General features: G+C 39.5%; 14 protein-coding genes, 2 tRNA genes and 3 rRNA genes. 13 read left to right on the top strand and 6 right to left on the bottom strand.

Annotated features, from left to right (window positions below; translation table 11 throughout):
- Positions 1-395: 395 nt before the first annotated feature.
- The 6 genes from MUW56_RS13780 to MUW56_RS13805 all read left to right on the top strand — a co-directional run bounded on the left by MUW56_RS13780 (position 396) and on the right by MUW56_RS13805 (position 8017).
- Positions 396-1912, top strand: a 16S ribosomal RNA gene (locus MUW56_RS13780).
- Between the two features lie 204 nt (positions 1913-2116).
- A tRNA-Ile gene (locus MUW56_RS13785) sits at positions 2117-2190 on the top strand.
- An 88-nt stretch (positions 2191-2278) separates the two neighbouring features.
- Positions 2279-2355, top strand: a tRNA-Ala gene (locus tag MUW56_RS13790).
- Between the two features lie 149 nt (positions 2356-2504).
- Positions 2505-5262: ribosomal RNA gene (locus MUW56_RS13795) — 23S ribosomal RNA — on the top strand.
- A gap of 159 nt (positions 5263-5421) precedes the next feature.
- A 5S ribosomal RNA gene (gene rrf / locus MUW56_RS13800) occupies positions 5422-5529 on the top strand.
- Together the 16S, 23S and 5S rRNA genes with 2 tRNA genes alongside form the textbook arrangement of a ribosomal RNA operon.
- A gap of 976 nt (positions 5530-6505) precedes the next feature.
- Positions 6506-8017, top strand: coding sequence for a T9SS type A sorting domain-containing protein (locus MUW56_RS13805; RefSeq protein ID WP_292013721.1), 1512 nt, complete (start codon positions 6506-6508; stop codon positions 8015-8017).
- A 132-nt stretch (positions 8018-8149) separates the two neighbouring features.
- On the opposite strand, the gene MUW56_RS13810 is transcribed toward MUW56_RS13805, so the two are convergent.
- Both MUW56_RS13810 and MUW56_RS13815 read right to left on the bottom strand, forming a co-directional pair.
- On the bottom strand, positions 8150-9778 hold the full coding sequence (locus tag MUW56_RS13810) for an acyl-CoA carboxylase subunit beta (protein ID WP_292013722.1): 1629 nt from the start codon (positions 9776-9778) through the stop codon (positions 8150-8152).
- Between the two features lie 299 nt (positions 9779-10077).
- Positions 10078-10605, bottom strand: a complete 528-nt coding sequence (locus MUW56_RS13815; RefSeq protein ID WP_292013723.1) for a GNAT family N-acetyltransferase — start codon at positions 10603-10605, stop codon at positions 10078-10080.
- A 213-nt stretch (positions 10606-10818) separates the two neighbouring features.
- Here MUW56_RS13815 and MUW56_RS13820 point away from each other — a divergent pair, with 213 nt between their 5' ends.
- The 3 genes from MUW56_RS13820 to MUW56_RS13830 are packed head-to-tail and all read left to right on the top strand — an operon-like array spanning position 10819 to position 13561.
- Entirely contained in the window at positions 10819-11694 is an 876-nt protein-coding gene (locus MUW56_RS13820; protein WP_292013724.1) for an EamA family transporter, read from the top strand.
- Positions 11695-11710: 16 nt separating this feature from the next.
- Positions 11711-12793, top strand: a complete 1083-nt coding sequence (locus tag MUW56_RS13825; protein ID WP_292013725.1) for a PorV/PorQ family protein — start codon at positions 11711-11713, stop codon at positions 12791-12793.
- Between the two features lie 12 nt (positions 12794-12805).
- Positions 12806-13561 carry a hypothetical protein gene (locus MUW56_RS13830; RefSeq protein WP_292013726.1) on the top strand — a complete coding sequence of 252 codons (756 nt, stop codon included), beginning with the start codon at positions 12806-12808 and terminating at the stop codon, positions 13559-13561.
- Positions 13562-14340: 779 nt separating this feature from the next.
- Here MUW56_RS13830 and uvrC read toward each other — a convergent pair.
- A complete protein-coding gene (gene uvrC, locus MUW56_RS13835) occupies positions 14341-16134 on the bottom strand; it encodes an excinuclease ABC subunit UvrC (protein ID WP_292013727.1) in 1794 nt (597 codons plus the stop codon).
- A gap of 74 nt (positions 16135-16208) precedes the next feature.
- On the bottom strand, positions 16209-16979 hold the full coding sequence (locus MUW56_RS13840) for a hypothetical protein (protein ID WP_292013728.1): 771 nt from the start codon (positions 16977-16979) through the stop codon (positions 16209-16211).
- Between the two features lie 129 nt (positions 16980-17108).
- Between MUW56_RS13840 and hutH the strand changes: the two genes are divergently transcribed.
- The 3 genes from hutH to MUW56_RS13855 all read left to right on the top strand — a co-directional run bounded on the left by hutH (position 17109) and on the right by MUW56_RS13855 (position 20782).
- The gene (gene hutH, locus MUW56_RS13845) at positions 17109-18596 is read left to right on the top strand and encodes a histidine ammonia-lyase (RefSeq protein WP_292013729.1); all 1488 of its coding nucleotides are present in this window, start codon (positions 17109-17111) and stop codon (positions 18594-18596) included.
- 130 nt (positions 18597-18726) lie between these two features.
- Positions 18727-19173, top strand: coding sequence for a GNAT family N-acetyltransferase (locus tag MUW56_RS13850; RefSeq protein ID WP_292013730.1), 447 nt, complete (start codon positions 18727-18729; stop codon positions 19171-19173).
- A 127-nt stretch (positions 19174-19300) separates the two neighbouring features.
- Positions 19301-20782: a S8 family serine peptidase gene (locus MUW56_RS13855; RefSeq protein WP_292013731.1), complete on the top strand. Its 1482-nt coding sequence runs from the start codon at positions 19301-19303 to the stop codon at positions 20780-20782.
- A gap of 160 nt (positions 20783-20942) precedes the next feature.
- On the opposite strand, the gene ygiD is transcribed toward MUW56_RS13855, so the two are convergent.
- The gene (gene ygiD, locus MUW56_RS13860; RefSeq protein ID WP_292013732.1) at positions 20943-21770 is read right to left on the bottom strand and encodes a 4,5-DOPA dioxygenase extradiol; all 828 of its coding nucleotides are present in this window, start codon (positions 21768-21770) and stop codon (positions 20943-20945) included.
- A gap of 78 nt (positions 21771-21848) precedes the next feature.
- Positions 21849-22361 (bottom strand): YceI family protein, encoded by a 513-nt coding sequence (locus MUW56_RS13865; RefSeq protein ID WP_292013733.1) that lies wholly within the window; start codon positions 22359-22361, stop codon positions 21849-21851.
- Between the two features lie 493 nt (positions 22362-22854).
- On the opposite strand from MUW56_RS13865, the gene MUW56_RS13870 reads away from it, so the two are divergent.
- Positions 22855-24990 carry a DPP IV N-terminal domain-containing protein gene (locus MUW56_RS13870; RefSeq protein WP_292013734.1) on the top strand — a complete coding sequence of 712 codons (2136 nt, stop codon included), beginning with the start codon at positions 22855-22857 and terminating at the stop codon, positions 24988-24990.
- Positions 24991-24992: the final 2 nt, after the last annotated feature.

Below are 24992 nucleotides of genomic sequence, written 5' to 3' on the forward strand. Positions count from 1 at the left end.
AGAAGATCAGTAAGCGCAGAAGGGCTTTTAGATAAGCAGAAACGAAATACTTTAAGATAATAAATCTACAAAACGCGTTTAAAACTTTTTAAAAATAAAAGTTGCGAAAGTGAAAAAGATTTGTATCTTTGCATTCCCAAATAAAGGGAGCGCAGGAGGAGTAGGGCTGAGGATTGGCGAAGGATTAAGGTTACAAAAAAACTTTAAAATTTTCTTCAAAAAGATTTGGTCAAATCGAAATAAAGTTTTACTTTTGCACTCGCAAATACGGAGCAACACAGACAGAAAGATTGCTTCGTTAAAAAGCGAAAGATATAAAGATCATTGACATACAATATAACAACCAAGTAAGGAAAAACTAAAGCGTCAAAACTTTGAGTGAGTCAGACAAACATACAATGGAGAGTTTGATCCTGGCTCAGGATGAACGCTAGCGGGAGGCCTAACACATGCAAGCCGAGCGGTAGAGATTCTTCGGGATCTTGAGAGCGGCGTACGGGTGCGGAACACGTGTGCAACCTGCCTTTATCAGGGGGATAGCCTTTCGAAAGGAAGATTAATACCCCATAATATATTAATTGGCATCAATTGATATTGAAAACTCCGGTGGATAGAGATGGGCACGCGCAAGATTAGATAGTTGGTGAGGTAACGGCTCACCAAGTCTGCGATCTTTAGGGGGCCTGAGAGGGTGATCCCCCACACTGGTACTGAGACACGGACCAGACTCCTACGGGAGGCAGCAGTGAGGAATATTGGACAATGGGTGAGAGCCTGATCCAGCCATCCCGCGTGAAGGACGACGGCCCTATGGGTTGTAAACTTCTTTTGTATAGGGATAAACCTAGATACGAGTATCTAGCTGAAGGTACTATACGAATAAGCACCGGCTAACTCCGTGCCAGCAGCCGCGGTAATACGGAGGGTGCAAGCGTTATCCGGATTTATTGGGTTTAAAGGGTCCGTAGGCTGATGTGTAAGTCAGTGGTGAAATCTCACAGCTTAACTGTGAAACTGCCATTGATACTGCATGTCTTGAGTGTTGTTGAAGTAGCTGGAATAAGTAGTGTAGCGGTGAAATGCATAGATATTACTTAGAACACCAATTGCGAAGGCAGGTTACTAAGCAACAACTGACGCTGATGGACGAAAGCGTGGGGAGCGAACAGGATTAGATACCCTGGTAGTCCACGCCGTAAACGATGCTAACTCGTTTTTGGGCTTTCGGGTTCAGAGACTAAGCGAAAGTGATAAGTTAGCCACCTGGGGAGTACGAACGCAAGTTTGAAACTCAAAGGAATTGACGGGGGCCCGCACAAGCGGTGGATTATGTGGTTTAATTCGATGATACGCGAGGAACCTTACCAAGGCTTAAATGGGAATTGACAGGCTTAGAAATAGGCTTTTCTTCGGACAATTTTCAAGGTGCTGCATGGTTGTCGTCAGCTCGTGCCGTGAGGTGTTAGGTTAAGTCCTGCAACGAGCGCAACCCCTGTCACTAGTTGCCATCATTAAGTTGGGGACTCTAGTGAGACTGCCTACGCAAGTAGAGAGGAAGGTGGGGATGACGTCAAATCATCACGGCCCTTACGCCTTGGGCCACACACGTAATACAATGGCCAGTACAGAGGGCCGCTACACAGTGATGTGATGCAAATCTCGAAAGCTGGTCTCAGTTCGGATTGGAGTCTGCAACTCGACTCTATGAAGCTGGAATCGCTAGTAATCGCGCATCAGCCATGGCGCGGTGAATACGTTCCCGGGCCTTGTACACACCGCCCGTCAAGCCATGGAAGTCTGGGGTACCTGAAGTCGGTGACCGTAACAGGAGCTGCCTAGGGTAAAACAGGTAACTAGGGCTAAGTCGTAACAAGGTAGCCGTACCGGAAGGTGCGGCTGGAACATCTCATTTTAGAGCGTCATTAGACGATAAACAAAATTAGTATCGCAAGATACAAGTACTTGCTTAAAGAGAAGCTTTAGTTTTTTGTTTGGTTGGTTATATTAACAATACAACACCCACTAGAAATTAGTAAAAGGGATTGAGACGAGAGGCAAGATAAAAGAAGAAGATCAGTCTGATATCTAATATCTGAAATCTGTTAGTCTAACAGACAGTCTCGTAGCTCAGCTGGTTAGAGCGCTACACTGATAATGTAGAGGTCGGCAGTTCGAGCCTGCCCGAGACTACTAATTATAAGACGGGAAGATATAAGATGCTAGAGCTCAGATTTTAAAAGTCTGAAATCTAAGATCTGACATCTGAAGTCTACTAGAGGGGGAATTAGCTCAGCTGGCTAGAGCGCCTGCCTTGCACGCAGGAGGTCAAGGGTTCGACTCCCTTATTCTCCACCATCATAGATGGTTTATTTTTAAAAAAGCAAATAGAGCCAAAAACAATATTTGCGAATTAAATCAGAAATAGAATTAAGATCATTGACATTAACGGTAAAGACATCACAAAGAGAAAACCGAGCGCATAAAGCGCTTGAGTAACCAATAGGAAAGAAATCGTTAAGGGCGTATGGCGGATGCCTAGGCTTTCAGAGGCGACGAAGGACGTGGTAAGCTGCGAAAAGCTGCGGGGATTGGCACACACGAATTGATCCGCAGATATCCGAATGGGGCAACCCGGCATGTTGAAGACATGTCACCTCGCAAGAGGAGCAAACCCGGAGAACTGAAACATCTAAGTACCCGGAGGAAAAGAAATCGAAGAGATTCCGTAAGTAGTGGCGAGCGAAAGCGGATTAGCCCAAAAGCTTTTATATGTTTAATAGAATGTTCTGGAAAGAACAGCCGTAGCGGGTGATAGCCCCTTATATGAAAGGCATATTTAAGTGATAAATGAGTAGGGCGGGACACGTGAAATCCTGTCTGAATATGGGGGGACCATCCTCCAAGGCTAAATACTCCTGAAAGACCGATAGTGAACAAGTACTGTGAAGGAAAGGTGAAAAGCACTTCGAATAGAAGGGTGAAATAGAACCTGAAACCGTACGCCTACAAGCGGTCGGAGCAGCGTAATGCTGTGACGGCGTGCCTTTTGCATAATGAGCCTACGAGTTAATTTTACTAGCGAGGTTAAGGTATTAAGTACCGGAGCCGGAGCGAAAGCGAGTCTGAATAGGGCGTATAGTTAGTAGGATTAGACGCGAAACCTTGTGATCTACCCATGGGCAGGTTGAAGCTCTGGTAACACAGAGTGGAGGACCGAACCGGTTGACGTTGAAAAGTCTTCGGATGACCTGTGGGTAGGGGTGAAAGGCCAATCAAACTGGGAGATAGCTCGTACTCTCCGAAATGCATTTAGGTGCAGCGTCGTATATAAGTTTATTAGAGGTAGAGCTACTGATTGGATGCGGGGGTTTCATCGCCTACCAATTCCTGACAAACTCCGAATGCTAATAAATGTTCTACGGCAGTGAGGGCATGGGTGCTAAGGTCCATGTCCGAGAGGGAAAGAACCCAGACCAACAGCTAAGGTCCCCAAATATATGTTAAGTTGAAACAACGCGGTTGGACTGCATTGACAGCTAGGATGTTGGCTTGGAAGCAGCCATTCATTTAAAGAGTGCGTAACAGCTCACTAGTCGAGCGGTCCGGCATGGATAATAATCGGGCATAAACATATTACCGAAGCTATGGATTTATATTTTAGATATATCTGGTAGGAGAGCATTCTATTTGCGCAGAAGCATTACTGTGAGGTATTGTGGAGCGGATAGAAAAGAAAATGTAGGCATAAGTAACGATAAAGCAGGCGAGAAACCTGCTCACCGAAAGACCAAGGCTTCCTCAGCCATGCTAATCAGCTGAGGGTTAGTCGGGACCTAACGCGAACCCGAAAGGGGTAGTGGATGGACAATGGGTTAATATTCCCATACTTGCTCACACTAAAAAGGGGACGGAGTGCCGTACTTACTGGAGACTGACGGAATAGTCAAGGCCTAGCCTTCGGGCGAAGCTGCTGTAGGGAAAGTGCTTCCAAGAAAAGCCGAAGTGAAGCAACCCGTACCAAAACCGACACAGGTGGTCGAGGAGAGAATCCTAAGGTGCTCGAGTGAGTCGTGGCTAAGGAACTAGGCAAAATAGTCTCGTAACTTCGGAAGAAGAGACGCCATCAGCAATGGTGGCCGCAGTGAAGAGGCCCAGGCGACTGTTTATCAAAAACACAGGACTCTGCTAAATCGAAAGATGCTGTATAGGGTCTGACACCTGCCCGGTGCTGGAAGGTTAAGGAAGGTGCTTAGGGTTAAACCGAAGGCATTAACTGAAGCCCCAGTAAACGGCGGCCGTAACTATAACGGTCCTAAGGTAGCGAAATTCCTTGTCGGGTAAGTTCCGACCTGCACGAATGGTGTAACGATCTGGGCACTGTCTCAGCCACGAGCTCGGTGAAATTGTAGTATCGGTGAAGATGCCGATTACCCGCAATGGGACGAAAAGACCCTGTGAACCTTTACTATAACTTCGTATTGACTTTGAGTAAGTAATGTGTAGGATAGGTGGGAGGCTTAGAAGCATGCACGCTAGTGTTTGTGGAGCCGACGTTGAAATACCACCCTTTACTTACTTGGAGCCTAACTTCTTTTAGAAGGACATTGCGTGGTGGGTAGTTTGACTGGGGTGGTCGCCTCCAAAAGAGTAACGGAGGCTTTCAAAGGTACCCTCAGCACGCTTGGTAACCGTGCGTAGAGTGTAATGGCATAAGGGTGCTTGACTGTGAGACCAACAAGTCGATCAGGTGCGAAAGCAGGACATAGTGATCCGGTGGTTCCGTATGGAAGGGCCATCGCTCATAGGATAAAAGGTACTCCGGGGATAACAGGCTAGTCTCCCCCAAGAGCTCACATCGACGGGGAGGTTCGGCACCTCGATGTCGGCTCGTCACATCCTGGGGCTGGAGAAGGTCCCAAGGGTTGGGCTGTTCGCCCATTAAAGTGGCACGCGAGCTGGGTTCAGAACGTCGTGAGACAGTTCGGTCTCTATCTATTGCGGGCGTTAGATGTTTGAGAGGGCTTGATTCTAGTACGAGAGGACCGAATTGAACAAACCTCTGGTGTATCAGTTGTACCGCCAGGTGCACCGCTGAGTAGCTACGTTTGGAAGAGATAAGCACTGAAAGCATATAAGTGCGAAACTCGCCTCAAGATGAGACATCTTTTAAGGGTCGTTGTAGATGACGACGTTGATAGGCTACAGGTGTAAAGACAGTAATGTCATAGCCGAGTAGTACTAATTACCCGTAGATTTATAGTCTATGGTTGCTTTTATAAACCAGGTGCTTTATGCGCAATGAAGGTTTTGTCTTTGTGAAAGTTTTTATCGATTAAACCAGATGTCAGATAAAAGACATCAGATGACAGACATTAAGTCTGATATCTGAAATCTATGCTCTGATATCTTATATACCTTCTTTAGGGTGGTTTTAGCGGTGGGGCTCACCTGTTCCCATTCCGAACACAGAAGTTAAGCCCACCAGCGCCGATGGTACTGCTAACGCGGGAGAGTAGGCCGCCGCCAGTTTTTATTTTATTTTTAAAAAACCTTTATCATAACGATAAAGGTTTTTTTTGTTATATACATTATATACCTTACGTATCTATACTTATATCTATACCTATACCTGTACCTATACCTATACGTAGATCTCCACCTCTCTCTATTCATCTCTATCTTCATCTATCCCGGAAGATCCGGTTCCCGTTACCCGATTGCGATACGTTTAGGCTAAAGCCATAGGGCAGCGCTCTCTTTGAGAACGGGCTAAAGCCCGTCCCTATTGAAACATGCAAGCCTGTAGTTCAATCTATCACCACTTATCCTTTATTCCCCATTATTGATCATTTATAATCCAGAATCACCTGGAATCTTATCCTTAAAAGTCGTTTATATTCGAATGAAAAGATCTAAATTTTTTTAATTTTATCTTTTTATATCTATCCATGCTTTTTATAATCAATAGAAATAGGCTTTAGCCAACCTACTTGTAATTAGGATTAACTTTGCTGTATTTATGTTTCGCTAAAGCCGTAGGATTACCTTTAGAACGGGCTAAAGCCCGTCCCTATTGAAACATGCAAGTCTGCAGTTCAATCCATCATCACTTATCCTTTATTCTTCATTCATCATTCCCCATATATCAGCTACGAATAGCACGAATGATCAATAATCTATCATTGCTGCTGATCATCCTGACTATTATTCATACTATAACCAAACATCATTCATACTGTTACCAACATCAATTACTCATTATTGATTATTTATAACCCAGAATCTGAAATCTGAAATCTGAGATCTGAGATCTGAAATCTATACTCATATATCTTAGCTTCTGTCCTTACTATCCTTACTATCCTTAGCCGCATCAATAGAGATCCTTCGAGAATAGCAAATAAAATCAAGCAGAAATATTCGGTTTGTTTATTTTTATTATAGTTAGTTAATTATTTATGTATTATGTTTGTTTTAAATTAATATTATTTTAAAAATATTCATAATGAAGAAAATTTATTCTCTTGCTTTATTCTTTTTATTTACTCATTTTTTTATTTGTCAGCAAATTGTTCCACCGACATTATTATGGCAAAAGGTAATGCTTACCGGAAACAATGACCGGGTTGTCGATATTGTTGAAACATCAGATAGCGGTTATATTGTAATTGGTTCTACTGATACTTCACCTGGAGCTCTTCCTGATTGCAGGGTAACACGTTTTGATAGCAACGGAAATATCGTTTGGGATAAAACATTTGGCGGGACCGGAAGAGAGTTTTGCGGCAAGATTATCAAAACAAATGATGGAAACTATTTGATTATGGGATCCTCAACTTCCACTAACGGTACGGTAGGGCCACACCCCGATACAAACTTAATTTGGGTGTATAAAATTGATGGTGCCGGAAACCTTCTCTGGACTAAAAATTATAATGGGAAGTATGCTACAAAAGCTTTACTGGTATCTGATGGCTATGTACTTGTGGGAATTGCAACAGTCTCGAATTCCTCTGATGTAAGGGTTTTTAAAATATCCTTTGATGGAACCTTGATTTGGACAAAATCTTACGGGGGATCAGGAGATGATGAAGGAGTCAGCATAGTTCCAACACCTGATAACGGATATATGGTGTACGGCCAAACCTATTCCAATAATGGGATTATTAGTGGAAATCATGGGCAATTGGATGGCTGGATCATTAAACTGGATGCTGCAGGAAACCTATTATGGAATAAAACAATGGGCGGTTCAGGCTTTGAATATGCTATTGATTCTTTGAGGCTGGATGACGGATATGTATTTTGGGGAACTACTTCTTCTATGGATGGAGATCTGGCAGGAACGGCAGTAGATAATGATGCTGACTTTTGGATTTTTAAAACAGATTTTAACGGAAATATAATTTGGCAGAAGAAGATAGGCAGCAATTACTATGAAAATTATAGCTTTGGAGGAATAAGGAAAACAAGTGACAATAACCTGTTAGTTGTTGGTACTGTATCGAATGGTAACAAAACAGTTTATGAAAGCGGATATCATGGCGCTTCCGACATATGGTTTTTAAAGTTTGATCAATCCGGAAATATGCTATGGAAAAAATGCTATGGAGGAGGCAGTTATGATACTTCGGGAGGTTTTATTGAAGATTCCAACGGGAATATTGTTTTTGTAGGAGGAACGAATTCTGTTGATGGAGATTTAGCAGGCTCGGGGAAGACTACAGCAAATGAAGATTCTTGGACTGTCAAGCTGAATTTGGAGACCTATCTGAGTACCCGCGATAAAGATTTAGGCAATGCTGCAATAAGAATATATCCTAATCCCGCTAAAGATCATATTGCCATTATTTCTCCAGCACAAGTTTTAGAAATAAAAGTTTTGACATCAGCTGGACAATTTCTTTTTAAAACTGACCAATCAGACATAGATATTTCCCATTTGAAAAAGGGAGTTTATTACTTACAAATTCAAACAAATAGCGGGATTATACACGGGAAATTTTTAAAAGATTAATTTTATAAAATATCTTAATCGAACTATATATTTTGGAAATGGGTATAAAAGTTTGAAATCCGGTATTTTATTTTCCATAAAAAAGCCTTACGAAAACGTAAGGCTTAGTATTTAATTTAAATAATTTATTGATCAAACTTGGATAACTCCTAAGTTGAATTTCTCCGTGATAGGAGCATGATTAGCTGCTTCTATCCCCATAGAGATCCATTTTCTGGTATCGGCAGGATTGATGATCGCATCTGTCCACAATCTCGCTGCTGCGTACGTGGATTCTGTCTGTTTTTGGTATCTTTTGGAGATGGTATCCAGAATTTCATTGTGCTCTTCTTCGGTTATTTCTTTCCCTTGTTTCTTCAGTGTTGATTCCTGGATCTGGGCTAAAACTTTTGCAGCCTGTGCTCCTCCCATTACAGCCAGATCAGCCCAAGGCCAAGCTACAATCAGTCTGGGGTCATATGCTTTTCCACACATTGCGTAATTACCCGCTCCGTAAGAATTACCTGTAATGATAGTGAATTTGGGAACTATAGAATTAGATACGGCATTTACCATTTTTGCCCCATCTTTAATGATCCCTCCATGTTCTGATTTAGATCCTACCATAAAACCGGTAACATCCTGTAAGAAGATCAAAGGAATCTTTCTTTGGTTGCAGTTGGCTATAAATCTTGTGGCCTTATCCGCAGAATCGGAGTAAATGACTCCGCCAAACTGTACTTCTCCCTTACCGTTCTTGACCATCTTTCTCTGGTTGGCTACAATCCCTACAGACCAGCCGTCAACTCTTGCCGTCGCACAGATGATACTTTTTCCGTAGTCTGGCTTATATTCTTCATATTCGGAGTTATCCACAATACATTTAATAATGTCATAAGTATCGTATTGCTCAGCTCTTGAAACCGGCATAATTCCAAATATATCTTCCGGATTTTGCTTTGGAGGAAAACTTTCAATTCTATCAAAACCAGCTTTCTCAGTACTTCCGGTAGACTTCATAATATTTTTGATTCTATCCAGCGCGTCTTTGTCATTCTTAGCTTTATAATCTGTAACTCCTGAAATAGAACAGTGGGTAGTCGCGCCACCAAGAGTTTCATTATCTATGGTTTCTCCAATGGCTGCTTTTACCAGATAGCTTCCTGCAAGGAAAATAGAACCTGTTTTATCAACAATCATCGCTTCGTCACTCATAATAGGGAGATAAGCTCCTCCAGCCACACAACTGCCCATAACAGCAGAGATCTGGATGATTCCCATTGAGCTCATTTTAGCATTGTTTCTGAATATCCTTCCGAAATGTTCCTTATCAGGAAAAATTTCGTCCTGCATGGGAAGATAAACACCTGCAGAGTCCACCAGATAAATAATCGGAAGCTTGTTTTCCATGGCGATTTCCTGGGCCCTTAAGTTTTTCTTTCCGGTAATAGGAAACCATGCGCCGGCTTTTACAGAAGCATCATTCGCGACAACAATACATTGCCTTCCGGAAACATAGCCGATGACAACAACAACCCCTCCGCTAGGGCATCCCCCATGTTCTTTATACATTTCGTAGCCTGCAAAAGCTCCTACTTCTATGGATTCCGAATTCTTATCGAGAAGATAATCAATCCTTTCTCTTGCAGTCATTTTTCCTTCTTCACGAAGCTTCTGAAGCCTCTTTTCACCACCCCCTTTTTTAATTTCAGTGAGCAAGCGATTTATCTCTGATAGTTTTAACCTGTTCTGATCTTCCCGTTTGTTGAATTCGATATCCATAAATTTCAATTTTTTACGCTTAAAGATACTATTTTTATAAGGAATATGAATCGAAGTAAAACAGTTGTTTAATATATTGGTACTCAGAAAATTGTGAAATTTTTAACAGAAAAATATTTTTAAATAATCTATATTTTTTCTAACTTTACATCAGAGTAACAGAGATCATATTCTCTGCAAAATACTCAGTTCCTAGTTTATTTTTTTAATAGTTTATTATTTGAAGGCCCTGAAAGTTTAACAAATTTTCAGGGTTTTTTGTACTTGTATATGAAGGCTGGAAGGTTATGCTGAAAAAATTAAACTGAATAATATTTTCTATATTCTATGATATTGAGAAATGATGATGGGCTTTTATTTTTTTGATATTTTTTAAAAGGGGTAAAGCCTAATTTTTCAGGTATTTTCCTACTGGCTATATTTTCCTGATCAACTGGATAGACTATATATTTGAAAGTAAAATTGCTTTCTAAAAATTCAATAAGGGCCACTATTATTTCTGTACCCAACCCAATACCTTGTTTGCCCTTTTTTAACCATAAGCCGAGCTCTGCCGATTCTTCCGTTATATTATGGATGCCGCAGCAGCCCGTAAAATTATTATGATGATCAAGTGCAACCATGACCAGGTCAGTATTTTTTAATAGCGACTTTTTTGATTCTTTCACGAAAACGAAAATGTTATTTCTATCTCCATCCGGATTAAAAGGCATATATCTTGTAACTTCTGCAGTAAAGTATGTATTGATATCATCAATATACAATTCTTCTACAGGCTGTAATACCAGCCGATCTGTTTTAATTCTAATATCTTTATTGAGTATCATTAGCCCCAATTTATGAATTTTTTATTTTAAGAGGAGAAGGGCCTTATAAATGTACTATGAAATAACAGTTTCTTTTGTTTGACATAGAATTTTTAGAAAAATAAGGGGAAGACGTATTAAGTATTTTTTAATTAAACTATTATTTGTTTTTTTATCAGATTTGTAAAAGCCTATTTGTAAATTTGCACGTTAGAAATTAATAGAAGATAGGATATGCATAAATTAGCACTTTTCAGATTGCATTTAATTGTATTTTTATGGGGGTTCACTGCAATTTTAGGAAAACTGATTCATGCGAATGCCCAGATCCTGGTGTTTTACAGAATGCTTTTTGCAGCGGTCTTTCTTTTTGTATTTATCAGGATTTATAAAAAGGACAGTATCAAGGTTTCAAAAAAAATATTCTTTCAGCTGGCTGCTATTGGTTTGGCTATGGCCCTGCATTGGTACTGCTTTTTTTATTCTATTAAAGTCTCCAATGTTTCTATTGCTTTAAGCTGCCTTTCATTATCTACACTTTTTGCATCCATATTGGAGCCTGTTATTTTTAAAAGGAAAGTGGATGTATCGGAGGTGGTTATGGGAGTGGTGATTGTAGCTTGTATTCTGCTGATTTTTAAAACAGAATTTCATTATAAAGAAGGTATTCTTTATGGCATTCTCTGCGCTGTATTCGGAACGATCTTCTCTGTTTTTAACGGAAAGATGTTTGGAAAAACAAGCTCCGGGAACATTATATTCTATGAAATTTTCTCCGGATGGTTTATTTTAATGGTCTTTTATCTGCTGACAGGGCAAATCTTTCAGATGAATGAAATAAACTATAGAGATCTGGCGTTAATATGCTTGTTAGCCAGTGTTTTCACAGCTTTTCCAATGCTGGAATCAGTTAAACTGATGAAGTATATTTCGCCTTTTACTTTAATTTTAACAGTTAATTTGGAACCGGTTTACGGAATTATACTAGCTTTTTTTATCTTTGGAGAATCAGAACATATGAGCCCTATTTTTTATATTGCTTCAGGCGTTATGATACTGGCAATCATTGCTAATGGATTAATTAAAGCCAGAAAAACAAAAAAACTTTAACTAGCATCAAATTTATATGATGAAAAAATATTTTTTACTTGCATTTTTACTGCTGTTTGGGCTTTCCCAATCTCAGATTATAAGAAAATATTCCAATGAATTTTTAAATATCGGAGCAGGAGCAAGAGGCCTTGCCATGGGAGGAGCAGTAATATCCAATCAGGATGATGTTTATTCACCGATGTGGAACCCTGCAGGGTTAATGTCTATCGACAGAGACTGGCAAGGAGCGGCAATGCACGCAGAATATTTTGAATCTATTGCCAAATATGATTACCTGGCTTATGCCAAAGTAATGGAAGAAGGTGTTTTCGGAGTTTCAGTAGTGAGACTGGGTGTAGATAATATTTTGAATACCACTCAAATGATCGACTCGGAGGGAAATATCGATTATGATAAAATCACAAAATTCTCTCAATCCGATTATGCTGCGATACTTTCTTATGCATTCCGCCCCGGAGGAAACCCCAACCTGGATGTAGGAGTGAATGCGAAGATTGTCTATAGAAATGTAGGGAAATTTGCCAGCGGATATGGTTTCGGTTTCGATGTGGGAGCCATCTATAAAGGAGAAAACGGATGGAAGTTTGGGGGAATGATCCGTGATATCACCACAACAGTCAACTTCTGGAGTATTAATCAGAAAGAGTTGTCAGCAGTGGTGAACGGAGAAGAATTTAACCCTGCTCCAAAGGATAAAATGGAACTTACGATGCCTAAACTGAATGTGGGGGCCAGTAAGCTGTTTGAAATCAACAGTAGTGTTTATGTATTGCCTGAAGCAGGGATCAATGTAGATTTTGCTAAAACGGCTTCACTGATTTCTACAGATTTTGCCAGTATCAGTCCGTATGCAGGAGCTGAATTGGGATATCAGAAAATGATTTTTGTGAGATTAGGGATTAACAGATTCCAATCCATTACAGATATAGAGGACCTTAAAAGGAAAGTTTCATTCCAGCCAAGCGCAGGGATTGGAATACGATACAGAGGACTTACCCTGGATTACGCTATAACCAATTCAGGGATAGGAGGTTCTAATTTCTATTCTAATTTCTTCTCGCTTAAACTGGATATGGGAGCATTCCGAAATGATTAAAAAAATAATAAAATGAAAAAGATATCAATGCTTATGTTGGGCATTTGTTCAACACTCGCTTTCAGCCAGAATGTTTCAGATTATAAATATGTATCTGTTCCGGAAAAGTTTGAAGCATTTAAAAAGGACAGCTATGGCTTGGATACTTATTTAACAAAGGCGTTAAAAGGAAAGAAATATGTAGTCCTGCCGGAAAACAGAGATCAGTGGCCTTCTGAAGCTAAAGATAATTCTTGTAATGTGTTGAATGCAAATGTGCTGGATGATTCCAGTCTTTTGTCCAATAAAGTAATTTTACAATTTACAGATTGTAACAAAAAGGTGGTTCTTGAATCCAAAGGAAGATCAGGGATCAAAGAATTCGAGGAAGGTTTTACAGATGCACTGAGACAGGCTTTGGTAAAAGTAACCGTTTCTAATCCGGTTAATATATTACCGGCACAGACCTCTGTTGTGGCAGACCCTCAGACCTCTGTTTCTACTACGCCAACCACTACGGTTGCAACAACAGCTTCTTCATCGAATACCTTTTCAAATGGAAAGCTGGATTTGCAGAAGATCCAAATTGATGGCAGTCAGTTCATTTTAGCTAAATCGGGAAATTCTGTGCCTTTTGCTATATTTAAACCTACATCAAAGAAAGAGGTTTTCATCGTAAAACTTGATAATGGTAGTACCACTATTGGTTATTTTGAAAATGGAAATGTAGTGATCGATATTCCGCAGGCGGATGGAAGATATACTAAAGAAGTATTTGTAGGAAAGTAACCCTTGTTATCTTTACTGTAAAAATAAAATAAGCTCTTGAAAAAGAGCTTATTCATTTTATATGATGATGTGTTTTTACTTGTTATAAAGAGACTATCTTTTATTTTTCAGGGTTCAAACATTTACTTTTATTGCTCAATTTTAAATGAGACAAAGTCTCAGTCAATATAGGGTGATCATGAAAATAAATGCTAAAAAATTCATTTTTCATATCCCTAACGATTCACTTACATGTACTAATTTACGAAAAAAATATTAATTATATATGTTTTTAGAATATATTTTAGTGTTTGTTTATTATAATTATTATTTTTATTAGGATATAGAGTATTCTATGAAAATTGTCTTTTTTTGAGACAATGAGAGGTGGAATGATTTTTATACAAGAATTCAGAACATCATAACATTAACTTTGCCTTTTCTCAGTACCTGCCAATTGAAATTAAAAGGACTTTTCAATAGTTGTTCTTTGTCTATTAAAAAATCCGGGATGTTTTCCATCCCGGATCTCCTTTTTGAAGACAGCATAAACAGTATCACTTATACAACGATATTTGTTTTTAAATCAATATCCTAATCTAATTAAAATATTCTCTAATACTCAATAATGGAATATAATACTTCCAAATAATGTTTTCTGTGATTGTTTTAAAAATAGAAATGAATTTTTAATTACAGCTTTCTGTCATGCCGAGGATTGCATTGTTTTTTTATATTGAAAATAGCATCTTATAAGTCATAAAAACACCCCATATAGGTCTGCTGTAATCAAATATCTGTTAATTTGCATTGAAAAATTCCCAAATGACTTTGGCTTTAGTCTTTCCTAAAATCTCTGCCAAGGTTTCCTGGTTAGCTTCCTTGATCCTTTTAACAGATTTCAATTTAGACAGGAGAAGTTCAATGGTTTTTTCTCCAACGCCCGGAATTTCTTCCAGCTCAGATTTTATCGTTGAGTTTTTTCTTCTGGTTCTATGATGTTTTACCCCAAACCGGTGTGCTTCATCCCTTACCCGCTGCAAAATTTTTAGCGTTTCAGATTTCTTGTCGAGATATAAAGGAATAGGATCCTCCGGAAAGAAGATCTCTTCAAGTCTTTTGGCGATACCTACAATAGTAATCTTTCCGTAAAGCCCCAAGAGTCTTAAGCTCTTTACAGCAGAAGACAGCTGCCCTTTTCCTCCATCGATCAGGATCAGTTGCGGAAGGTTTTCTCCTTCATCCAGCATTCTTTTATAACGACGGTAGATGACTTCTTCCATGGTGGCAAAGTCATTGGGACCCTCTACCGTTTTAGGGTGGAAGATTCTGTAATCAGCCTTACTGGGTTTTCCGTCTTTAAAAACTACACAGGCCGAAACCGGGTTGGTACCCTGGATATTTGAGTTGTCAAAGCCTTCTATATGTCTTGGCTCTACAGGCATTCTGAGCAGCTTCTGCATTTCAGCCATAATTCTGTTGGTGTGCCTTTCAGGATCAACGATCTGAACCTGTTTTAGCTTTTCAAGACGGTATTCTCTGGCATTCTTTTCGGAAAGCTCCACAATTCTCTTTTTATCCCCAACTTTAGGAACAATCAGTTTTACATTGGGAATCTCAACCGACAAGTGGAAGGGAAGCAGTACTTCTTTAGAATCAGAACTGAATTTCTGACGGATTTCAATCAGAGCCTCTTCCATAATATCTTCATCCGTTTCCTCAAGTATCTTTTTGATTTCAGTGGTAAAACTCTGGATAATATTTCCATTTCTTATCTTGAAAAAATTGACATAAGCAGCCGTTTCATCACTGATCATTCCGAAAACATCCACATCGTCAATATTAGGATTGACCACGGTGTTTTTAGCCTGATAATCTTCCAGGATATCCAGCCTTTCTTTAATGATTTGAGCGGCCTCAAACTGAAGATTGGAGGCCAGTTTCATCATTTGGTTGACCAGGTATTCCTTTGCCTTACGGAAATCTCCTTTGACCATTCCACGGATGGCATCTACTTTTTCATCATATTCTTCTTTACTTTCAAGGTCCTCGCAGGGGCCTTCGCAATTTTTAATGTGATATTCAAGGCAAACCTTGTATTTTCCTTCTGCTATTTTGTTCGGAGAAAGATTTAGATTACAGGTTCTTAATTTATAAATGTGCTTTATGGTATCCAGTAAAATCTTGGCAGGGCGTACCTTCGCGTAGGGGCCATAGTATTCGGAACCGTCCTTAATAACATTTCTGGTCAGAAAGATCCTGGGAAAATCTTCATTTTTAATGCAGATCCATGGATAAGTCTTGTCATCCTTCAGCATGACATTATAGAACGGCTGATGTTCTTTGATCAGGTTATTTTCCAGTAAGAGAGCATCATATTCGTTGTTGACAATAGTTGTTTCCAGACGCTGGATCTTACTGACCATTATTTTGATCCTGTACCCTGAAAGATTTTTATTGAAATAGGAGAGAACCCTTTTCTTAAGATTTTTAGCTTTACCTACGTACAGCAGCTGTTCGTTTTTATCATAATAACGATAAACACCGGGTTCGGATGGTAAAGTTTTGAGCTGTAATTCTAAAGAAGGATTCATGTAACAAAATTAAGGAAACTTTCCCTATTTAAAAAAATTAAACCTGCAGATCACTTGCAGGTTTAATGGTATGTTTAAATTGTTGAGCCGTTTGCCATGGAAGTATATTCACTTATAAGAAAACTGAAATAATCCCATTCTACAGAATTTTTAGGATATTTTTTCATGAATTCTGCATGGTCACCAAAAAGAAAATCATAATTGTCTTCAAAATCATCCTTATGAAGCCACATAATTTTGTTGCCCTTTTTTATATAATAGGATTTGATAACACCGCCTCCCAGCTGTGGAGATCCCATCATAGAAAAACCTGCAGTTTCTTTAGCTCTGGGATCATGGTAAACAGAAATAATCTCACTAAACTCAGGGTTGATCAGCTGCATCAGGAATTCTTTATCATCCTTTTTGTTTTTTAAAGAAACGGTCTGATTTACAAAATGAATCCTGTCATTATTCGTATTCTTGGTCAGTTTCTTTGTGCTGAAATTTCTGATATTGCCCATATATTTAGCAACTTTTGCAATTTTTTCGGCGTTGCTTGGATATACATACATTTCACTGATCTGATCAGCGTTGAAAACAGTATTCTTTTTTGTCGTGCTGTCTTTGATGGCAACTTCATAAATTTGGCCTTTTTTAGTTTCGATCTTATTGCAGAAACCTTTATAGGATGTCCCGTCCTTTAAGATAACAGTCGAGGTTTTCTGTGGAGAGGGAGTATTAAAGCCTTCATTGAACAGGTAAGTCTCCATTTTTTTGATTTCTTCTTTAGAATATTTTACCTTCTGGGCGAAAGATGCTGTACCTGCCAGGCACAATACAAGCAGTAAAGTTTTAAGTCTCATGTATTAAAGTTTTTTATTCGGCGGTAAAAATAGTAAATTATAGTACTTGTTTTGATAAAAAGAGAGAACGATGAAATTTAGTTTCTCCAATTATTGTTAAATGTGTAATTTTAAGAAAATTTTTTAGAAATGATATACGGAGTAGATGTTTTCACTTTCCATGATGTGCTGGAAATCTGTAAAAAACCGAATAAAGCCAAGCTGAATAAAGCCGCTAAAGAACAGATCTTAAAATCTCAGAAAAATGTACAGCAAATAGTAGAATCCGATAGATGTGTATATGGCATCAATACAGGCTTCGGACCATTGTGCGATACTAAAATATCAGCTGATGAAACCGCTCAGTTACAGTATAACTTAATTATATCCCATGCAGTAGGGGTTGGAAAACCCATTGATAAGGAACTTTCAAAAATCATGATGATTGCGAAAGTACATGCTTTGTCAAAAGGATTCTCAGGAGTTTCCCTTGATGTGATCGAAAGAATGATCCTTATGCTTGAAAAAGATATCATTCCGGTAGTTCCTGAGCAGGGATCCGTAGGTGCTTCAGGAGATCTTGCTCCTCTGGCGCATCTGGTACTGCCTTTGCTGGGTCTTGGACAGGTTTGGGAAGGAGATCAGGTATCCGATACCATGGATGTTTTGGAAAAGCATAACCTTGAACCATTGGTTTTAGGACCCAAGGAAGGATTGGGACTGATCAATGGAACACAGTTTATCCTGGCTCATGCCATCAAAGGACTGGAAAAGTTTGAGTACCTCCTAGACCTTGCAGATATGACTGCTGCAATGAGTATTGAAGCTTACAGAGGCTCTGAAAGTCCTTTCAAAAAGGAACTTCATGAGATCAGACCTTTTGAAGGAAGTAAAAAAGTGGCCGCAAGGATGCTTAAATTTCTAAAAGGGTCAGAAAATATGAAAGCCCATGAAGACTGCGAAAGGGTACAGGATCCTTATTCTATGAGATGTGTGCCGCAGGTTCACGGTGCGAGCAGAAATGCTTTTGAACACCTTAGAGGGATGGCAGAAACAGAATTGAACTCCGTTACGGATAATCCAATCGTATTAAGTGCTGAAGAGTCTATCTCCGGAGGAAATTTCCACGGACAATTGATGGCTTTACCTTTAGATTATGCCACATTAGCTGCTGCAGAATTAGGAAATATCTCTGATAGAAGAAGCTACTTACTGCTGGAAGGTAAATACGGACTTCCAAGATTGCTGACGGAAAGCTCAGGGCTGAATTCAGGATTTATGATTCCTCAGTACACTTCCGCAGCTTTGGTTACAGAAAATAAAACATTATGTTTCCCGGCATCAGCAGATTCTATTCCTACCAGCTTAGGACAGGAAGATCATGTTTCCATGGGAAGTATTTCTGGCAGAAAATTCAATCAGGTTCTTGGAAATCTTGTGAATATCTTAGCTGTTGAGCTGATGTTTGCCGCTCAGGGACTGGAGTTCAGAAGACCTTCCAAATGTTCTAAAATCATTGAAGAAAACGTTGCCGTTCTTCGTTCTAAAGTTTCTAAACTTGAAGATGACAGGCTGATCGGACAGGATATGCTGGCCATAGCAGCATTGATCAATGAAAGAAAATTTGTGGTAAATTAATTTAAATACTTGAAAGCTTCCGAAAGGAGGCTTTTTTACTTAAAAAAACTAATTGTATTCTTGCAGATCAGCAGATCCCGCAGATTATTATGTCGCGTATCAGTCTGCGGAAGATAAAAATAAATAAAAAATGATTATACACCGAGTAAACTCTGCCCATGCGGACTTTCAGAATTTAGTAAAGCTTCTCGACATTGATCTTGCTGTACATAATGGGGAGCAAAATGCCTTTTTTGAACAGTTTAATAAAATTGATCATATCAAAAACTGCATTGTCGCTTATATTGATGAAGTTCCGGCTGCTTGTGGGGCATTCAAAGAACTGTCGCAAGATACTGCTGAAATCAAAAGAATGTACACCGATCCAAAATTCAGAAGAAGAGGGCTTGCTTCTGCAGTTGTAAAAGAACTGGAGGACTGGGCTAAAGAATCTGGTTTTGAAAAAGCGGTTTTGGAAACTTCCGCGGAACTGAAGAACGCGATTTCTGTTTATGAAAAAAGGGGGTTCTGCCGGATTCCGAATTATGGGCAATACGTGGGAGTCGAAACCAGTGTATGTTATGAGAAAATACTATGATATCCATAATATTTTATAGAATTGATTCATAAAACGCTATTAATGTTCAGATAATGCAAAATTAATTTTGAAAGATTGAATAATTCTCAATAAAGTGTTATATTGGTCCCTACCAAAATTATAACATATGAAAAAAAGAGTATTCTTCTTGGCAATATTTTTTGCTTTAAGCTCGTGTAATACGGAAGATCTTCAGAACGAAAGTTCAAAAATGGAGATGAGTCAGAAAGATCCGTTGACGGCAAAACAAATCAATGAAGGAATTAATCAATCCATCAAAACCACAGGTTCTTTCAACTGGAGCAAACAGTCTGATCACTTCCTATGGAGTGCTGTTTTCCAGGGAAACAGGATGGCATCCATTGGATTTGGAGAATCCAAGAATGATTTTGACAGAAGTAAATCGTCAAATAACCGGGCTATGGAAAGCGAGATTTTGTCAATTATAAAAAAATACGAAGGTAAAGATGAAAGAGGCTTTCTCCTGGCAACAGACAAATATCTCAATCAGATGGATGTGATCATTGAAAAAGAAGAAACCATTACGGCACTTCGACAGATGAAGACCATCCGATACCTGGAACCCGGGGATTATCATTATTTCGAAAATGAAAATAAGCTGAATACAGCCGCAAGATCTTCGAGCAGCGGCTCTTCCGGATGCGGCTTTTCATCCACTACCCTGAGTACCGCAGATTATACTTCCACCACGCCAAGTGCAAAAATACCGTGGGCTTTTACCAAACATAATATTCCCGACGCCTGGAGCTACAGTACCGGTGCAGGAGTAACAATAGGCTTAGTGGATACAGGAGTTTCACCGGAGCAAACGCTGTTGGGAAACAGCTTCAATACCGGAGCTTCTTCAGGAAGAACCATCACTAAATTTGGCGTATATAATTCAGATGGTTCCGCTGACCAGTGTGGACACGGAACAAAAATGGCTTCCGTAATGACCGCTCCTAGAAATAATGCAGGATTACCGGTGGGCGTTGCTTATAATGCTAATTTAATTGCTTATCGTGCCGCTACAAACGTCGTTTTGGATACTTCAAGCGAACAGACGGGAGTAAAAACAGCATTTACCGAACTGGCGAATAATGCCAGTGTAAAGATTATTTCCATGTCTATGGGACACATCTTTTCAGTAGGAAAAATTGAAGATGGAGTGAAATATGCCTACTCTAAAGGAAAATTGATTTTCTGTGCAGGCGGAACTTCTACCAGTTTTACGACTTTTGTGGGAGTTATTTTCCCGGCATGGATGCCGGAAACACAGGCGATAACAGGAGTAAAGGAGGGAACATCAAATCAGAAGTGTGATGTCTGCCACTCCGGAAGCGAGATCGATTTTACCTTCCAGATGGAAAGAGCTTCAGGAAATACAGTTCCGGTGTTAAGCTATTATAACGGACAGGCCGATTATGTAGGAGGTTCTTCTGTGGCTACAGCAGCTACAGCGGGAATCGCTGCTTTGGTTTGGGCTAAAAATCCTTCCTGGACAAGAGATCAGGTACTTAATAAAATGAGACAGTCTGCGACTTATTACCCTACTGTTAATTCCAGCTATGGCTATGGAAATATTAATGTTTTAAAGGCCGTACAATAACCCCGATAAATTAGAAAAGGAAGCCCGATGCCGGAAGAAGGAGCTACCGGAGTGTAAAAAAAACTTTCAATTTATTAATGGATTACATTTCCATCAAAAAGCTGAAAGCCATAAAACTCATGGTACCAACTCTTATCTTCCGGCATTCGTCCTTTTCTTTTTATCCAATCCTTACACTGGTCATGCTTAATGATCCTCCAATAAGCTCGTCATTAAATAATGCGAGGTCTTCCGTCCGGTCTTTCAGCCCTACTGTATAAAGCAGGGGAAGATAATGATCTGGAGTGGGAACAGCATATTGCAGAGAAGTTCCCTGTTTTTGGTAATCAATGATCTGCTGAAAATTTCCATCCAGAAGCCAGTTGTTGGTCTTTTCGCGGGCTTCTACAGCCCAGTCCCAGCCGGCTCCTACCGTATTGATATTTTTCCAGTCGATCAGCCGGAGGTTATGAACAATATTTCCGCTTCCGATGATCAGAATACCTTTTTCACGAAGCTTATGAAGTCTTTTAGCCAGGTCATAGTGGTATTGCGGCGGCTTTGTATAATCAATGCTAAGCTGTATTACCGGAATATTGGCTTCAGGATACATATGTTTGATCACAGACCAGGCGCCGTGGTCAAGTCCCCAGCTGTGATCTTCTTCAACCTCTGCCGGTAATAAAAGTTCTGCCGTTTCATGGGCAAGTTCCGGACTTCCGTGAGCGGGATACTGTACATCAAATAATTCTTTGGGAAAACCATAAAAATCATGGATCGTTTTAGGCATCTCCATTGCGGTTACAAAAGTTCCGGGAGTATACCAATGGGCAGAAATACACAGGATAGTATTAGGCGTGGGAATTTCTGTCGCTGCTCTTCGGAATCCCTGTACAAACTGATTTTCTTCAATAGCATTCATCGGTGAGCCGTGTCCTAAAAATAAAACAGGCATTCTCTGAGTGCTTTTAAAGCCATCACTTATGTTTTGCAGATCGTTGAGGTTCATAAATATTGAATATTAAAAAAATAAAAGGTTCAAGGCTTTTAGAAAAATCCCTGAACCTTTTATGAAGTATGTTAAAAATTATGCTTGTTTTACAAACTGTAATTCACCGGCTACTTTTACATCATCACTTACCATTACACCTCCTGCCTCGAGCGCAGCATTCCAGTTTAATCCGAAATCTTTTCTGCTGATTTTTCCTTCAAAAGAAAAACCTGCTTTTGTATTTCCCCATGGGTCAACATTGATTCCTCCGAAATCTACATCCAATGTCACAGATTTTGTGATACCGTTGATGGTAAGATTTCCCACTACCTTATCATTCAAAGCCTGAGATTCAAAAGTAATGGTTGGATGCTCAGATGCATTGAAGAATTCAGCAGACTTTAAGTGATTGTCTCTGTCTGCATTATTGGTGAAAACAGAATCTGTCTGGATCGTAGCAGTGGTTTTTGCGTTGGTAAAAGTATCATCTTCCGCTTCAATTTCTGCGGTGAAAGTTCTGAAACTCCCTTTTACGTTAGAGATCATCATGTGTTTTACTTTAAAAGTAATTTCACTATGTGTTGGGTCTAGGTTCCATTTTGTTGCCATTGTATTTTTATTTTTTGTTTGTTATTAATGATGCAAATGTAGGACAGCGAACAGGTACAAATCATTGATATAGGTTAAGAAATGCAGGATAAGCTTTATATTTTAGATTTCAGGAGCTTTTCCCGCTATCCACTCTTACTCCTCACGCCATAGCTTTGCAATACTGAATCCTCCGGATTTCCCTCTCTTGTTGCGGGGTAACCGCTACTATCGGGGCTAGGGTTCTCTGCATCTTTACTACATCTGTCATTGCGAAGCGCAAAGAGATGAAGCACCCTCAATTGTATCGCAGGTAAAATCCTTACGCCTTACAACAGTATTTTTATAAAATAAGCCGGGCCTTTGTGCCGGCCAACAAACCTCGCAGAATTCTAACATTAAGTTAAGAAATAATTTTCATCATTTCATTATTTCCATTTTCTGAATGTTTTAATTTAACATTTCTTAACGGATGATTTTTATTTCTTATTTTTGATGAATTCAATTTTACACAATGAAATTATATAAATTTTCTTTATTGATGCTGGTTGTGGGCAATGCTGCATTCGCCCAGACACAGAAATTCACGATGGCGGAGGCTGTAAACGGGATGAGAACCAACCTTGCCGTGAAAAATATTTCACAATTTTCATGGTCTGCGGATGGAAAATCTTATATCCAGGCTGTGAAAGGCGGGTATCTGATTACAGATTTAAAAACGAACAAACAGGACACGCTGGTATCTTTAACACAGCTCAACAGACAGTTTTCCAATGATAAACTGAAAGCGGTTCCACAGATTAAATTTTCCGGTACATCAGGGTATTTCAATACAGGAGATAAAATGTTCTGGATTGAAAAATCAGGAAACGACTGGAAAGTGAAAAATCAGGCTGCCGTAGATAAGGATGCCTCTAATGTAAAAATGTTTGGTGACGGCCAGACTTTCGCTTTTACAGCAAAGAATAATTTGTTTGTCAACAAAAATGGGAAAACCATTGCCGTGACCCATGAAGCCAATGAAAATATCATCAGCGGGCAAGCCGTACACAGGAATGAATTTGGAATCGATACAGGAATTTTCCCTGCCCCTAATTCTGAAAGTGTAGCTTTTTATAGAATGGATCAGTCTATGGTAGCGGATTATCCGATCATTGACTGGTCTGTAACGCCTGCTGTGAATCACAATATCAAATATCCAATGGCTGGTCAGATTTCTCATCAGGTAACGCTGGGAGTTTTCAATATTAAAAACCAGTCAACGACTTTCCTGAAAATTGAAGGTGAAAAAGATCAGTACCTGACAGCGGTTACCTGGAGCCCGGATTCCAAATACATTTTTGTAGCGGTTCTGAACAGAGGACAGAATCATATGAAAATGAACCAATATGATGCTGTTACCGGAGAATTAGTGAAAACTTTATTTGAAGAAACAGACAGTAAATATGTAGAGCCGCAGCATCCGCTTACTTTCTTCCCGAATTCCAATACAGACTTTATCTGGCAGAGTCAGAGAACAGGATACAATCATTTATTCCATTACAGCTTGGAAAAAGGATTGGTGGCACAGATCACAAAAGGAGACTGGCTGGTAACTGATATTTTAGGATTCAACGAAAAGAAAAAGGAAATCTATTTCATTTCCACCAAAGACACTCCATTAGAACGACATCTATATAAGATCAACTGGACGAATTTTAAAATGCAGAAACTGGATACTGCAGAAGGAATGCATACCGGAGTACTGAGCAGTGACGGAAACTATCTGTATGATGCTTACAGCAATGCCAATTCACCAAGAGTAGGGAATATTATCAATACGAATAATTTAAAGTCTACGAATATTCTTACCTCAGAAAATCCGTTAAAGAATTATCAGAGACCAGAAATCAAAAATGTAGAATTAAAAGCCGATGACGGAACTCCTTTATATGGAAAGATCATCCTTCCAACAAATTTTGATCCTAATAAAAAATATCCGGCAATCGTTTACTTATACAACGGGCCACACCTGCAGCTGGTAACAAACAGTTTCCCTGCTTCAGGAAACCTTTGGTATGAATATATGGCTCAGAACGGATACATTATCTTCACTATGGATGGAAGAGGCTCTTCCAACCGGGGAATGAAATTTGAGCAAGCCGTATTCAGAAACCTGGGAACTACAGAAATGAACGACCAGATGAAAGGAGTGGAGTACCTGAAATCTCTTCCTTATGTAAATGGTGATAAAATGGGAATTCACGGATGGAGCTTCGGAGGATTTATGACCACAAGCTTTATGCTTCGTAAGCCCGATGTCTTTAAAGTAGGAGTTGCCGGAGGACCTGTTATCGACTGGAGCATGTATGAAATCATGTATGGAGAAAGATATATGGATACTCCACAGGAAAATCCACAAGGATATGCTGCGGCTAATCTTTTGGATAAGGTCCAAAACCTCAAAGGAAAACTATTGATGATTCACGGAGCACAGGATGATGTAGTGGTATGGCAGCATTCCATAAAATTCATCAAATCTGCTGTGGACAACGGAGTTCAGTTAGATTACTTTACATATCCTGGACATCCGCACAATGTGATCGGGAAAGACAGGGTTCACCTGATGCAGAAGATCACAGATTATTTTGATCAGTATCTTAAAAAATAATA

The sequence above is a fragment of the Chryseobacterium sp. genome (assembly GCF_022869225.1).
GTDB lineage: Bacteria > Bacteroidota > Bacteroidia > Flavobacteriales > Weeksellaceae > Chryseobacterium.